The sequence below is a fragment of the Micrococcus endophyticus genome (genome assembly GCF_014205115.1).
Classification (GTDB): Bacteria; Actinomycetota; Actinomycetes; order Actinomycetales; family Micrococcaceae; genus Micrococcus; species Micrococcus endophyticus.
In genome coordinates this window covers 1,860,708-1,874,421 of sequence record NZ_JACHMW010000001.1, presented here as the reverse complement: position 1 = coordinate 1,874,421, position 13,714 = coordinate 1,860,708, and the positions used below count along the sequence as shown (strand labels likewise).

8 protein-coding genes, 1 tRNA gene and 1 other RNA gene are annotated in these 13,714 nt (G+C 75.5%); 2 read left to right on the top strand and 8 right to left on the bottom strand.

Annotated features, from left to right (window positions below; all coding sequences use genetic code 11):
• Positions 1 to 46 precede the first annotated feature (46 nt).
• From HDA33_RS08535 to ffs, 3 genes are all read right to left on the bottom strand, one after another.
• On the bottom strand, positions 47 to 3,988 hold the full coding sequence (locus HDA33_RS08535) for a DNA polymerase III subunit gamma and tau (RefSeq protein WP_184172516.1): 3,942 nt from the start codon (positions 3,986 to 3,988) through the stop codon (positions 47 to 49).
• A gap of 136 nt (positions 3,989 to 4,124) precedes the next feature.
• Positions 4,125 to 5,144 carry a tRNA glutamyl-Q(34) synthetase GluQRS gene (gluQRS, locus tag HDA33_RS08530; protein ID WP_184172514.1) on the bottom strand — a complete coding sequence of 340 codons (1,020 nt, stop codon included), beginning with the start codon at positions 5,142 to 5,144 and terminating at the stop codon, positions 4,125 to 4,127.
• 16 nt (positions 5,145 to 5,160) lie between these two features.
• An RNA gene (gene ffs / locus HDA33_RS08525) (signal recognition particle sRNA small type) lies at positions 5,161 to 5,257 on the bottom strand.
• Positions 5,258 to 5,391: 134 nt separating this feature from the next.
• Between ffs and HDA33_RS08520 the strand changes: the two genes are divergently transcribed.
• Positions 5,392 to 5,477 (top strand) — tRNA-Ser (locus HDA33_RS08520).
• A gap of 412 nt (positions 5,478 to 5,889) precedes the next feature.
• The gene (locus HDA33_RS08515) at positions 5,890 to 7,461 is read left to right on the top strand and encodes an alanine/glycine:cation symporter family protein (RefSeq protein WP_184172512.1); all 1,572 of its coding nucleotides are present in this window, start codon (positions 5,890 to 5,892) and stop codon (positions 7,459 to 7,461) included.
• Between the two features lie 125 nt (positions 7,462 to 7,586).
• Here the strand turns inward: HDA33_RS08515 and poxB are convergent, their stop codons facing one another.
• The 5 genes from poxB to HDA33_RS08490 all read right to left on the bottom strand — a co-directional run bounded on the left by poxB (position 7,587) and on the right by HDA33_RS08490 (position 13,714).
• Entirely contained in the window at positions 7,587 to 9,302 is a 1,716-nt protein-coding gene (poxB, locus tag HDA33_RS08510) for a ubiquinone-dependent pyruvate dehydrogenase (protein ID WP_184172510.1), read from the bottom strand.
• Positions 9,303 to 9,456: 154 nt separating this feature from the next.
• Positions 9,457 to 10,497 carry a hypothetical protein gene (locus HDA33_RS08505; protein WP_184172508.1) on the bottom strand — a complete coding sequence of 347 codons (1,041 nt, stop codon included), beginning with the start codon at positions 10,495 to 10,497 and terminating at the stop codon, positions 9,457 to 9,459.
• 196 nt (positions 10,498 to 10,693) lie between these two features.
• Positions 10,694 to 11,752, bottom strand: a complete 1,059-nt coding sequence (locus HDA33_RS08500) for an isopenicillin N synthase family dioxygenase (protein ID WP_184172506.1) — start codon at positions 11,750 to 11,752, stop codon at positions 10,694 to 10,696.
• 133 nt (positions 11,753 to 11,885) lie between these two features.
• Positions 11,886 to 12,782 carry an HAD family hydrolase gene (locus tag HDA33_RS08495; protein WP_184172504.1) on the bottom strand — a complete coding sequence of 299 codons (897 nt, stop codon included), beginning with the start codon at positions 12,780 to 12,782 and terminating at the stop codon, positions 11,886 to 11,888.
• A gap of 68 nt (positions 12,783 to 12,850) precedes the next feature.
• Positions 12,851 to 13,714 (bottom strand): DNA-3-methyladenine glycosylase family protein, encoded by an 864-nt coding sequence (locus HDA33_RS08490; RefSeq protein ID WP_184172502.1) that lies wholly within the window; start codon positions 13,712 to 13,714, stop codon positions 12,851 to 12,853.

The window sequence follows — 13,714 nt, the reverse complement described above, 5'->3', positions numbered from 1 at the left end:
CCGTCCATCATGCCCGGGCCCCCGGACATCGGAAGCCCCGTCCGCCTCAGGCGGAGTTCGCGCGCTCCTCCAGGAGTCGGGCGCCGAGGACCCGCTCCACGACGGCGCGCCCCACCAGGCCCGAGTCCTCGAGGGCGACGTCGTCGTCGCTGGCGACCTCGTCCTCCCACCCCACCGCAGGGGCGGACGGCGCGGCCGGGCCGGTGCCGGCGGTCCGGGCCGGGCCGCGACCCTGCGCGGCCTCGCGGGCGGCGCGGATGGCCGCGGCCCGGGCGTCGAGCGAGGGGGGCGCGGAGGCGCCGGCGGGCGAGCCGGTCTCGCCTCCGGGCCGGGCGCCGAGGGCGGCGGCGCTGGGCCGGCCGCCGCGGGGCGCATCGGGGCCCGGCGCGCCGGGGCCCTGAGCGTCACACGGGGCACCGCCGGGGCGGGGTCCCTGATCCGAGCCGGGTGCGGAGCCGGGGCCCGAGGGCCCGGCGCCGCCGCCCGGCCCGCCGCCTGGGGGCGTCGCGCCGCCCGGGGGCGCCGCGTTGACCGGAGGCTCGAGGGGGCCGCCGGCGCGCACGCGCTCCATGAGGCGCGGGAACATGCTCGCCGGGTGGCCGGACCCGGCCGCGTGCTCCGGAGAGCCGTCGTCGGCGGAGTCCGAGGCGGAGGCGTGCTCGTGGTCCTCGGCGGGCACACCGGGGTCCGGGGTGCCGTCCGCCGTGGGCTCGCCGGAGGACCCGTGGTCCGCCGCGGAGGACGGACCGGACGCGGAGGCCGCGGGGTGGGCGTCGCGACGTGCGGTGGCGTCGGGGTCGTCGCCCTGGCCGGGAGGCAGGTCGTCGGGGCCCGGCGAGGGGGCGGCTGCCCGCGTGGACTCGGCGACGGCTCCGGCGCCCGCACCGTCGTCGAAGCCGGCGGGGCGGGTGGCGCCGAAGCGCTGGGCGAACTCGGCGCGCAGCTCGGCCTCGGGGCGGGCGAACACGGGGATCGTGTGCTCCTCCTCGCGCACGAGGGGACCCGGGTCGTAGGCGCGGCGGACCTCCTCGGCGCTGGGCTCGGCGCCGGTCTCGGCGGCCGGGCCGGCGTCGGCGGAGCCCTGCGGGGCGGGCCGCTCCGACGGGGCGGCGGAGCCATGAGCCGCGGCCGGGCGCTCGTCCCGGCGGCCGCCGGGCGCGGGGGCGCCGCCCTGCGGCGGGGCTCCCCAGTCCTCGGTGGCGGGCACGGGCCCGTCCCAGCCGGCGGCGCCCACGGGGGCGTCGTCCTGGCCGGCCGCCGGGGGAGTCCAGCCCTCGGGGCCGTCCGAGTCGTCCATGTCCGCGTTCGGGTCGAACTCGGGCAGGGAGTCCCAAGGGTCCTCCTCGGGCGGGGGAGCGTCGTCCCAGGCGGGCGGCTCCTCGTCCGCGCGGCCCCAGCCGTCCGACGGCGGGGCTCCCGGGGGCGTGGTCGACGCGGCCTGCGGGGCCGTCGGCCGCTGCGCGGGCGCCGGCGACGACGGACCCCGGCCGGGGGTCGGGACGGCGGCATGGCCGGTGGGCCGTCCGGAGGGCGATCCGCCCTGCGCGGGGCCGCGGTCGGAGGCCTGCCCGCGACCCTGCTGCTGCCCGCGGTCCTGCCCGCGGTCCGCCTCCCCGCCCTGCTGCTGCGGGCGGTCCTGCCGGGAGTCGGCACCGGGGCGGGGGTCTTGCCGCGTGGGGGCGGCCTCCCCGGCGTCGGGGCGCGACGTCGGTGCGTCCGCACGGGACTCGGCGCGCGGCGCCGACGGGGTCTCCTCCTGGCCCGGCGCCTGGCCCTGCTGCGGGCGCCCCTGCGGGCGCTCGGCGGGTGCCGCGGCGGCCGGGGATGCCGCAGGCCCTGCGGCGGGGCGACCGCCGGCCTGGGGACGGGCGTCCGCGGCGGGGCGGGAGCCGCCCTGCGGGGCGTCTCCGCCCAGGATCAGGTCGAGCTGGGGACGGATGCCGAGCACCTGGTGGACGGCCTCGGCGAGCACGCGGTCGCCGCCGCGGCCCAGCAGCATCTGGCGGGGGCCGTCCTGCTGGAAGCCGATGGTGAGGAGGGAGCCGTCGTAGCCGGCCACGCTCGCGTTGTCCTTCACGATCATCCACATCAGGCGCGAGGCGTCCTCGAGGGCCGCGAGGATGTCCGGCCAGGCCCGGCGGACCTTCTCCACCTGGCTCGGGGCCGGCGCGGGGGCCGCGCTCGACGGCGCCGCGGAGCCCGCGGCGTCCGCCTCAGCCTGCGGGCGCTCCGCAGGTCGCTCGGCCGCCTGGGGACGGGTCGACGTCGGGGTCGCCTCCGGGGCGCCCGCGGCGGGGCGCTCCGAGGACCGCTCGGCGGTTGTCGGCCGGTCGGCCTGCGCCGTCTGCTGCTGCCGCTGCTCTGGCTGCCCCGCCGGGGCCGGGGGAGGGGTCTGCTGCTGTCGCTGCGGCCGGTCCTGCTGCGCGGGCTGCTCGGGCCGGGCCGCATCGGGCCGCTGGGCCGGGGCGTCGGCCTCCGGGGACGACGCCGCGGCGGGCGGCGCCCAGCGCTCGGGGCGGGGATGCTCCGACTGCGCGGGTTGAGCCGGCGGAGCGGCCTGCCCGACCGGGGACGGCTTCGACGACGGCTCCGGCTGCGCCGGCGCCTTCTCCGACTGCGCCGTCTCCTGCGCCGGCGGCGTGGGCGCCTCCTGCGCCTCCGGCCGGCGCATCGCGGCGCGGGCCAGCGCGGCGCCCGTCAGCGGCTCGCCGCCTCCCGCGCCACCCGAGCCGGCCGACCCCCCGGCGGCCGCGGCGGGCGCACCGGGCCGGGCCGACGTCGTCGTGCCCCCGGCCGACTCCTCCGCGGACGCCACGGGCACGCCGCCGAGCTCGAGGCGACGCTCGAGCGCCTCGAGGCGAGCGGCCAGGCCGCGGTGCGTGTCGTCCGAGGCGGGCAGCAGCAGCCGCGCCATCAGCAGCTCGAGGTGCAGGCGCGGGCTGGTGGCGCCCACCATGTCCGTGAGCGCGAGGTTGGTGACGTCCGCGAGGCGGGAGAGCTCCGCCCGGGAGAGCTGCGCGGCCTGCGCGGAGAGGCGGCGCACCTGGTCCTCCGGCATGCCGTGGAGGATCGCGCCGGCCTCCTCCGGCAGGGCGCGGGCGATCACGAGGTCGCGGAAGCGGTCCAGCAGGTCCTCGACGAAGCGGCGCGGGTCCTGGCCGGACTGCACCACGCGGTCCACCACGCGGAACACCGTGGGGGTGTCGTCCGCGGCGACGGCGTCGATCACGTCGTCCAGCAGGGCCTCCGGGGTGAAGCCGAGCAGGCTCACGGCCAGCTCGTACGAGACCCCGCCGTCCTGCGCGCCGGCGATCAGCTGGTCCAGCACGGAGAGCGTGTCACGCACCGAGCCCGTGCCCGCGCGCACCACCAGCGGCAGCACGCCCTTCTCCACGGACACGCCCTCCTCGGCGCAGAGCTGCTCGAGGTGGGCGATCAGCGGCTCCGGCGGCACGAGGCGGAACGGGTAGTGGTGCGTGCGGGAGCGGATGGTCCCGATGACCTTCTCCGGCTCCGTGGTGGCGAAGATGAACTTGAGGTGCTCCGGCGGCTCCTCCACGATCTTCAGCAGCGCGTTGAAGCCCGCCGCCGTGACCATGTGGGCCTCGTCGATGATGAGGATCTTGTAGCGGTCCCGCACCGGCGCGAACGTGGCACGCTCGCGCAGCCCGCGCGCGTCCTCCACGCCGCCGTGCGAGGCGGCGTCGATCTCCAGCACGTCCAGCGAGCCCGGCCCGCCCGTGGCCAGGTCCCGGCACGAGTCGCACTCCCCGCACGGCGTGGGCGTGGGGCCCTGCGCGCAGTTGAGGCAGCGGGCGAGGATGCGGGCGGAGGTGGTCTTGCCGCAGCCGCGCGGGCCGGAGAAGAGGTAGGCGTGGTTCACCCGGTCCTTCGCCAGCGCGGTGCGCAGCGGGACCGTGACGTGGTCCTGCCCGATGACCTCTTCGAACCGGTCCGGGCGATAGCGGCGATACAGGGCGGTGCTCACCCGCCTCACCCTATCCGCCCGGCGGACACGACAAGGGGGTCCGGTGGGCGGGCCGGGCGCCCGGGCGTCCGGGCGGCGTCGGCCGGTCCCCGCCCGGGTCTGCGTCAGCCGCCGGTGAGGCCCCGGTCAGGCCCGGTCAGGCGCCGGCGAACTCGGCCGGGTCGAACACCCACGGCTCCCGCGGCAGGGACCCGTCCTCCAGCATCCGCGCGAAGGCGGGCACCGCGTCCGCCGGCGGCCCCGGCGGCAGGCCCAGGGACGACAGCAGCCGGTCCCGCACCCGCTCCGGGGTCCAGGACGGGTCCGCGGCGGCCAGGTCCTCGAGGGTCACGGCGCCGTCGCGCTTGGCCAGCCGCCGCCCCTCGGCGTTGAGCACGAGCGGGACGTGCAGGTAGGAGGTCTGCGGCAGCGCCTCCCCGCGCGCCGCGCACAGCGCCGCGGCCAGCCACCGCTGCCGCGGGGCCGAGTCCAGCAGGTCGTCCCCGCGCACCACCTGGTCCACGCCCTGGGCCAGGTCGTCCACGACGACGGCCAGGTTGTACGCGTACGCCCCGTCGTTGCGGCGCAGCACCAGGTCGTCCACCAGGCCGGTCACCTCGCCGTGCAGCAGGTCCACGGCCTCGGCCCGCGGGATCTCGCCCTCCGGCAGCCCCGCCACCCGGGCCGCGTCGATCCGCAGGGCGGCCGGACGCACCCGACGACGCTCGGCCCGCTGCGCCTCGGTGAGGCCGCGGCAGGTGCCGGGGTAGAAGCCGGGCGGACGCAGCGGCGCCGCGCCGGCGGGGCCGGGGGCGCCTTCGTCGTCGGCCGGGGCCGGGTGCGGGGCCGAGGTCGCCTCCGCGATGTCCTTGCGGGAGCAGAAGCACTCGTAGACCGCGTCCGCACCGTGCGCGGCGCGCAGGGCGGCCACGGCGTCGTCGTACAGGCCGGTCCGCTCGGACTGGCGCACCGGCTCGGCGTCCCAGTCCAGCCCGACGGCGGCCAGCTCGGCCAGCTGCGCGGCCTCGGCGCCGGCGCGCACCCGGTCCAGGTCCTCCACCCGCAGCAGGAACGTGCGGTCCGTCGCGCGCGCCGCCAGCCAGGCGACGATCGCGGTGCGCAGGTTGCCCAGGTGCAGGGCGCCCGTGGGAGAGGGGGCGTAGCGGCCGGCGGGCATGGGACCTCCTGGGGAAAGCGAAGACCCCCCACGCACCTGCCAGAGCCCACCTACCCTTGCTACCTTCCGGTCCTGGGGGAGTTCAGCGAGATGACACCACGTGAGGGGCCGTCCGAGAGTCTAGCAGTGGCCCCGCCGGAGCGCACCTCGGCCGGGCGGGTCCCGAGGCGGGATTGGCGCCCCGCCCGCGGGTCTGGTTATGATGGAGCCTGCCCTTGAGCGGTTCGCCGCGAACGGGGCACGCCAAGGAGGATTCGCCTAGCGGCCTATGGCGCACGCCTGGAACGCGTGTTGGGTTAACAGCCCTCGGGGGTTCAAATCCCCCATCCTCCGCGGAACACCGGAAGCCCCGGGACCATCTGGTCCCGGGGTTTTCGCATGTCTGGACCGATTTCCGGCGGGTGGCCGGCCCGGGACCCTGTGCGTGGGCTCGTGCCGCAGCGGCCCCTCCCTGCGCGGCCTCGCCCGAAGCCCCATGGTTCGCCCGGACCCGAGACCCGTCCAATCGACGGAAACGGCCCGGATCGACGGAACGGCCGTCGATCCGGGCCGTTTCCGTCGATCCCGCGGGGCGGGCGAGGCGGGAGGACGGGTGGGGGCGCAGCCCGCGACGCCGTCGCGGAACCGCCGCCACGCCGTGCGGGTCTCGGCGGCGTGTACGCTTCTCCCACCCGGGTGTGATCCCCACCACCGTCGCTGGCTTCTCCGGCCCGGGCTCGTCATCCCCCTCGCACCGGGAGTTCCCATGACCTTCGAAGACCTCATCGGCACGCTCAACGACGTCATCTGGTCGTTGCCGCTCATCTACCTCTGCCTGGCCGTCGGCCTGTACTTCACCGTCCGCACGATGTTCCTGCAGTTCGTCAACATCCCGGACATGATCCGGCAGCTCCGAGAGGGCAAGGACTCGAAGGACGGCACGTCCTCGCTGCAGTCCCTCATGATGTCCCTTGCCGGCCGCGTCGGCATGGGCAACATCGGCGGCGTGGCCACGGCCATCGCCTTCGGCGGCCCCGGCGCCGTGTTCTGGATGTGGGCGATGGCGCTGCTCGGCGCCGCCACGTCCTTCATCGAGTCCACGCTCGGCCAGATCTACAAGGAGCGCGACCGGGACACCGGCGAGTACCGCGGCGGCCCCGCGTACTACTTCACCAAGGCGTACAGCCACAAGCCGTGGGGCAAGGCCCTCGTGGTCTACGGCGTCCTCTTCGCGATCGTGACGATCTTCGCCACCAGCTACTTCCTGCCCGGCGTGCAGGCCAACGGCGTGGCCGCCGCGGTGGAACAGGCGTGGAACGTGGAGCCGTGGATCGTGGCCGTCGCCATGGTCATCCTCCTGGCGTTCATCGTGGTCGGCGGCGTGAAGCGCATCGCCACCTTCGCCGTGTACATCGTGCCCGTGATGGCCGTGCTCTACATCGTGTTCGCGCTGATCATCTTCTTCCTGAACGCGGACCAGATCCCCGTGGTCTTCGGCAGCATCTTCTCCAGCGCGTTCGGCATGGACGCCGTGTTCGGCGCCATCGTGGGCCTGGCCATCCAGTGGGGCGTGCGCCGCGGCGTGTACTCCAACGAGGCCGGCCAGGGCACCGGCCCGCACGCCGCCGCCGCGGCCGAGGTCTCCCACCCGGCCAAGCAGGGCTTCGTGCAGGCGTTCGCCGTGTACATCGACACCCTGTTCGTCTGCTCGGCCACCGCGTTCATCATCATCTCCACCGGCGCGTACCGCGTGTACGAGGGCGAGTCCGAGGCCGGCGCGGTGATCTTCGAGGGCGGCAGCCTCCCGGCCACCGCCTCTGTGGGCCCGGCCTACGTGCAGTCCGGCTTCGACGCCATGTTCTCCGGCTTCGGCCCGACCTTCGTGGCCGTGGCGCTCGCGTTCTTCGCGTTCACCACGATCGTGGCCTACTACTACATGGCCGAGGTCAACCTGGTGTTCATCACCCGGAACTTCTCCAACCCGCTGTTCCGCCGGGTGGCGCTGCGCGCCCTCCAGGGCCTGATCCTCGTGTCCGTGGCCTACGGCGCGGTGGCCACCACGGGCGCCGCCTGGGGCCTGGGCGACATCGGCGTGGGATCCATGGCCTGGCTGAACATCATCGGCATCCTCCTCCTGCAGGGCCCGGCCCTGAAGGCGCTCAAGGACTACCGCGCCCAGAAGCGCCAGGGCCTGGACCCGCAGTTCGATCCGCGCCCGCTGGGCATCCACAACGCCACCTTCTGGGAGGAGCGGGCCGACGGCCGCATCACCCCGGGCGTGGCCGGCACCGCCCCGACGCCGGTGGTCGACGCCGACGGCGGCTCGCACCGCGCCTGACCGGCGAGGGCCCGGCGGCTCCCTGCCGGCATCCTGCCCCCGCACGACGGCGGCCCGGACGCGTCACGCGTCCGGGCCGCCGTCGTCGGGGGCCTTCGCGTGTGCGCTGCGGATCTCCCGCCCGCTCAGAACAGCTGGCGCAGGTTCGCCCTCGCCAGGTCCACCAGCTGGGTGCCCTTGCCGTCCAGGACGGTGCGCAGCGCGTAGAGGGCGAAGCCCTTGGCCTGCTCGAACTCGATGCTCGGCGGGATGGTCAGCTCCTGGCGCTCCGTCTTCACCACCAGCAGGGCCGGCCCCTCGTGCGCGAGGAACTCCGCCATCACCGCCGGCAGGTCCTTCGAGCGCTCCACGCGGAAGCCCTTGAGGCCCATGGCCTCGGCCACGGCGGCGAAGTCCGGGTTCTGCAGGTCCGTGGCGTAGGGGACCAGGCCGGCGGCCTTCATCTCCAGCTCCACGAAGTTCAGCGAGTCGTTGTCGAACACGAGGGTCTTCACGGGCAGGCCGTTCTGCACGAAGGTCAGCAGCTCGCCGAGCATCATCGCCAGCCCGCCGTCGCCGGCCATGGCCACCACCTGCCGGGTGCGGTCCACGGCCTGCGCGCCGATCGCCTGGGTGACCGCGTTCGCCATCGAGCCGTGCGTCATGGAGCCGATGATCCGGCGCCGCCCGTTCATGGTCAGGTAGCGGGCCGCCCAGACCACCGGGGAGCCGACGTCGGGAAGGAAGACGGCGTCCTCGGACGCCGCCTCGTCCAGGACGCGGGCCACGTACTGCGGGTGCACGGTGCGCCGGTCCGGGGCCGCCAGCTCGTCCAGGTCCTTGCGCGTCTTGGCGTAGTGCCTGCGGGCCTTCTTCAGGAAGGACGACGACGAGTTCCCGCGCAGCAGCGGCAGCAGGGCCTGGGCCGTCTCCTTCACGCCGCCCACGAGCGGGACGTCCACGGCCACCCGTCGGCCGATCTGGTCCCCGCGCACGTCCACCTGGATGACGGTCGCGTCCTCCGGGTAGAACTGCCGGTACGGCAGGGACGAGCCCAGGATCAGCAGGGTCTCGGCGTCCTTGAGCGCGTGGTAGCCGGAGGAGAAGCCGAGCAGGCCGGTCAAGCCGACGTCATACGGGTTGTCATACTCGATCCGATCCTTGCCGCGCAGAGCGTGGACGATCGGGGCCTGCAGCCGTTCCGCCAGGGCCACGACCTCGTCGTGAGCGCCGGCCGCGCCCGCGCCGGCCAGGATGGTGATCCGCTTGGACGAGTCCAGGGCCTCGGCGGCCTCGCGCAGCACGGAGTCCGCCGGGATGACGCGGGACGGCGTGTGACGGATCACCTCGGGCTTCGCGGAGAGCTCGGTGAGGGCCACGTCGCCCGGGATCACGAGCACGGCCACGCCCCGCTGCTCGACCGCGGCCCGCATCGCGGTGCGCAGCATGCGGGGCATCTGGTCCGCCGAGGAGACGTGCTCCACGTAGACGGAGCACTCGCGGAACAGGTCCTGCGGGTGGGTCTCCTGGAAGTAGCCCGAGCCGATCTCCTCCGACGGGATGTGCGCGGCGATCGCGAGCACCGGGGTGCGGGAGCGCTGGGCGTCGAACAGGCCGTTGATCAGGTGGAGGTTGCCCGGACCGCACGAGCCCACGCAGACCGCGAGCTCATCCGTGAGCTGGGACTCGGCCGAGGCGGCGAACGCGGCGGCCTCCTCGTGCCGGGTGTGCACCCACTCGATGCCGCCGTGCGTGCGCAGCGCCTCCGTGAGGCCGTTGAGCGAGTCGCCCGGGACGCCGTACATGCGGCGCACGCCCGAGGCGTGGAGGGTCTCGACGATGTTCTGGGCGACGGTGGCCACGGTGGAACCTCTCTCTGGTCGGGAGGCGCCCGGGCCGGTTCGGCGGGGGCGCGGCACTCCCTTCCACGCTAGGGGTCGAGGTCCAGGCCCGGGGAGGGTCGGCCGCCCGTCGTCGTCGGCCTCCCCGGTCCGACGACGACGGGCCCCGACTCCGTCAGGCCCCGCGGCGTGCGGGGCGGAGGCGGAGCAGCGCCCCGGCGCCGAGGGCGCCGGCGGCGGCGAGCCACCAGGCGGTGGCGGAGCCGGTCTCGACCTTCTCCGGGACGGTGTGCTCGCCGTCCGGGGCGGGGGTGCCCATGCCGTCGCGCTGCGCGAGGAAGTCCTGGATGGCGGCCATCGACTCCTCGTAGTCGCCGTAGGCCGGGTCGAGGGAGGGGCCGTACTCGGCCACGCGCGGGTCGCCCACGGACACCACGACGGTCTCCGTGCTGGTCCGGGAGCCGTCCGAGTACTCGAACACCACGGTGTCCTTGCCCGTGAAGCCGGCGTCGGCCACGTAGAGGTACCGGTCGACGACGCTCGGGTCCCACGACGCCATCACCGGAACGAGGTCGCCGTGCCGCGGCTCCTGCACCAGCACGCCCTTCGGGCTGCCCTCCGGCCACATGGGACCGACCCGGGCGTACGGCTCGTCTGCGGTGGTGAGCTTCGTTGTGGTGAAGGACTCGGGCAGCATGTCGAATCCGAGCACCTGCGCGCCTCCGCCACCGGTGATCTCGGCCAGCTGGTCGTCGCCAGGCTGGGCGTCCGCGCCGAGCTGCAGGGTGGCGACCTCCTCGCCCTTCACGGAGAGCACGTACGTCACGGGGTTGCTGGCCGCTGCCCCGAGCATCGGGCGGGTCGCCGCCATGTCCAGGCGGCCCTCGCTGAGCTCCGCGTCGAAGGTGAAGGGCACCTCCACGCGGACGGACGGGTCGGCGGTCGAGAAGAGCTCGATCTTCAGGTCGGAAGCATCGACGTTCCAGTAGGCATCGAGGCGGCTCTGGGTGGTGGGGCCGTCCGCCTCCCAGATCGGGGTCACGTGGCCCACGGGCATCCCGTGTTCGGCGGCCCAGGCGGCGGCGGTGGACGTGGAGGCGGCAGGAGCCGTCTCCTGGGCGAGGGCCGGGGCGGCGCCGATGCCGGTGAGCAGGATGCCGGCGCCGAGGGCGGCCGCGGCGAGGCGGGCGGGACGGGTGCGAGCGGTGGTGCGCATGGTTCTCCTCGAGGAGTCAGGTCCTGCGGTACGGGAGGAGGGAGTCCTCGCCCCGGGCGCCTGGCCTGGGACGATGCCCCCCTGCCGTGTTGCCGAGCAAGAATCTAGTGGCCCCGTCGAGCGGGGAGAAGCACGGTCCGGTCACGGTCGTGAGACGAGACGGTCACGGTCTCGACTCGGGACGGTCACGGCCGGCTCAGCGGCCGAGCAGCTCCGGGTGGAACCGCTCGGTCACCTTCGGATGGGCGCGCACGAAGCCCTTGAGCATGTTCGAGCCGAACGAGGCCAGCATGGGGTTGACCGGGTCGTCCGAGGCGCCGCGGGCGTCCGCCGCGAGCTCGGCGGACAGCTCCACCTGCTCGATCACGGCGTCCAGGCGCGGCGAGTAGAAGAAGGGCACCGAGTAGCGGCCCACGCCCTCGGGCGGGGACTGCACGCGGTGGATGGTGGCCATCAGGTAGCCGTCCGTGGCCACCTCGAGCATCTCCCCGAGGTTCACCACGAGCGCGCCCGGGATCGGCTCCACGGGCAGCCACGCGTCCTGGCCGTGCGGGCGGACCTCGAGGCCGCCCACCTCGTCCTGCAGCAGCAGCGTGATGAAGCCGTAGTCGGCGTGCAGCCCCACGCCCTGCGTCCCGGCCTCGGCCACGCCGCCCACGTAGTGGGCGAGCTTGGCCATCCAGGCGCGGTCGCCGTCGAAGGCCTCCGCGAAGTGGTCCTCCTCCAGGCCGATCGCCACGCACAGTGCCTTCAGCAGGTCCTCGCCCACACGGTCCATGAGGGCGGTCCAGGCCATGGCCGAGCGCTCCAGCTCGGGCATGTCCGCCGGCCACCGGTTCGGGCCCTGCAGGTGCCAGTACTCCTCGCCCTCGCCGATGCGCTCGGCGGGCACGGGGGCGCGGTCCGGGGAGAAGTCCAGCTGCTCGCGCGAGTCGGGGCGGCCCTGGGTGCGCTCGGCGGCGACGGCGGAGTAGCCGCGCCAGTGGGGCGAGTCCTGGTTGTGCAGGGCGAGCTTCTCGGCCTCGGGCCGCGCGAAGAACTCCGCGGTGACGCGGAAGAGGTCGTCCACCTGGCCGGGCGCGGCCCCGTAGTCCACGATCTGGAAGAAGCCCACGTGGTGGGCCGCGTGGCGCAGCCGTGCGAGGAAGTCCGGGTCGAAGGAGCCATCGGGGCGGCGCATCCCGGACAGGTCGAGGACGGGCACCTCGAGCGGGGCGTCGTCGGCCGGGGCGGTGGCGGGGGTCTGCGCGGTCATGGGGGGCAGTCCAGCGTCGGCCGGGGCCCCGCCGCCAGTTCGCGTGACGCCGGCGGGCCCTGCGTGACGTCGCGTGACGTGCCAGCGTCACACTGGTGCTGGGCGCCGGGCGGGCGCCTATAGTGCCCCGCGATCAGTCCAGCAGGTCGCGCTCCACCCAGCGCAGCAGCGACTCGCCCGCCCGCTCGTGCACGTCCTCCGCGTTCCCGACGCCGCGGCCGGCCAGGTCCGCGGCGGTCAGCACCGGGTAGGGGGTGGCGGGGATCCCGTCGGCCGGCCGCACGTCCAGGTGCTCCACCGCGAGACCGATCGCGTGCAGCCGGTCCGCCATGGCGTAGTCCGTCCGCGAGTCCCCGGCGGTGAACCACCGGCCGGGCACGGGGACGCCCGCCTCGGCCATCAGGGCCCGGCAGCGGTCCACGCCCAGGTCCTTGCCGGAGGAGCGGTGCTCCACGTCCACCGAGATCACGGTGGGGTCCACGCGCACCTCGTCCGCGAGCCCGCGCTCGGCGAGCATTTCCTCGACCCCCGCGGCGACGTCGTCGCGCACCGCCTCGTACGCGGCCTGGTCCGCGCCCACCCGCATCTCGAGCGAGACCATGGCGAGCTTGGTGCGGTCCACGAACTGCAGGTCCCCGGCGCGCTCGCGGCTCAGCTCCCAGATGCGCTCGCGCAGGCCGGGGTCCAGGGCCATCGCCGGATCCGTGCGGACCCAGGCGGGCGCCGGCGCGTCCACGGTGACCTCCGGCAGGGTTCCGGCGGGGACCGCGGAGAACGGGAACCACACGGCGCCCTTCTCGCAGACGGCGAAGAACGGGGCGTCGGCGGGCAGGCCGGTGGCGCGCAGCGGGCCGATCACGCTGTGCAGCAGGAAGTCCGCCGAGCGGCCGGTGTTGAAGCCCACCGGGACGCCGCGGCCGGCCAGGCGCACCAGGGTGGCGACGATCCCGTCCGGGACGGTCCGGGTCTGCGTGGAGGCCACGGGGCCGTCCACGTCCAACAGCAGTCCGACGGGGGAGGGGGTGCTCATGAGGCCAGCGTAGGCGAGGCGAGGCAGGGCACCCCGTCACGACCGGTGCGCTGGGGGCAGGGCGCGTCTCAGCCGCCCGCAGCCGCGTTCCACGCGTGGATCGTGAACGAGGAGCGGAACGGGCGGACCCGCTCGTAGGCGGCGGCCGCGTCGTCGACGCCGAGGAGCCGGGCGCCCGTGGCCACCGCCGCGTCCCCGGGCAGGGGGACGTCCGGCGCATTGAGCACCCGCATGCTCACGTACGCCGCCGTCCACGGACCGACGCCGCGCAGGCCCACGAGCGTCTCGCTCAGCGCCTCCGGGTCCCGGGTCCGCTCCAGCAGGTCGGGGTCCTCGACCAGCGCCTCGGCGGCGCCCCGAAGCGCCTCGCGGCGGGCGGCGGGGCCGCGGTAGAGGGCGTGCAGTCCCTCGGCCATCCGCTCGGCGGTCGGGAAGAGCCGATCCACCGGGCCGTCGAATCCGAGGGAGGGCATGCGGGCGGCCATGTCCGCGAGCAGGGCGGTGGCCCGTGCCACGGTGATCTGCTGGCCGACGATCGCGCGGAACAGGCTCTCGTGGGGGTCCGGGCTCCCGGGCACGCGCAGCCCCGGGAACCGCGTGACGGACCGGGCCGCGGCCGGATCCTCACGCAGGGCCGCGTCCACGGCCTGGGGATCGGCGTCCAGGTCGAGCATCCGCCGCACGAGCCCGGCCGCCGCCGCGACGTCGTCGGGGTGCGCGTGCCGCAGCTCGAGGCGGACCGCGCCGTCGTCGTCGGACACCACGGCGACGGCGGGCCCGCGGGGGAGCGCGAGGACGCGCGTGTACGCGGCCTCGTCCACGTGCTCCACGCCGGGGACGGCGCGGGCGGCGTGGAAGCGCAGCAGGTGGTCGAACGCGAACGGCCGCCGGTACGGCAGGGCCAGGACCACGGCGTCGGGCGCGTCGCTCAT

Bases quoted from the DNA above. Each gene is read 5' to 3' on its own strand.
- gluQRS (WP_184172514.1), bottom strand. From the start codon at position 5,144: ATGCCCGCCGGCCGCTACGCCCCCTCTCCCACGGGCGCCCTGCACCTG.
- HDA33_RS08490 (WP_184172502.1), bottom strand. From the start codon at position 13,714: ATGAGCGACGCGCCCGACGCCGTGGTCCTGGCCCTGCCGTACCGGCGG.
- HDA33_RS08505 (WP_184172508.1), bottom strand. From the start codon at position 10,497: ATGCGCACCACCGCTCGCACCCGTCCCGCCCGCCTCGCCGCGGCCGCC.
- HDA33_RS08495 (WP_184172504.1), bottom strand. From the start codon at position 12,782: ATGAGCACCCCCTCCCCCGTCGGACTGCTGTTGGACGTGGACGGCCCC.
- HDA33_RS08500 (WP_184172506.1), bottom strand. From the start codon at position 11,752: ATGACCGCGCAGACCCCCGCCACCGCCCCGGCCGACGACGCCCCGCTC.
- HDA33_RS08515 (WP_184172512.1), top strand. From the start codon at position 5,890: ATGACCTTCGAAGACCTCATCGGCACGCTCAACGACGTCATCTGGTCG.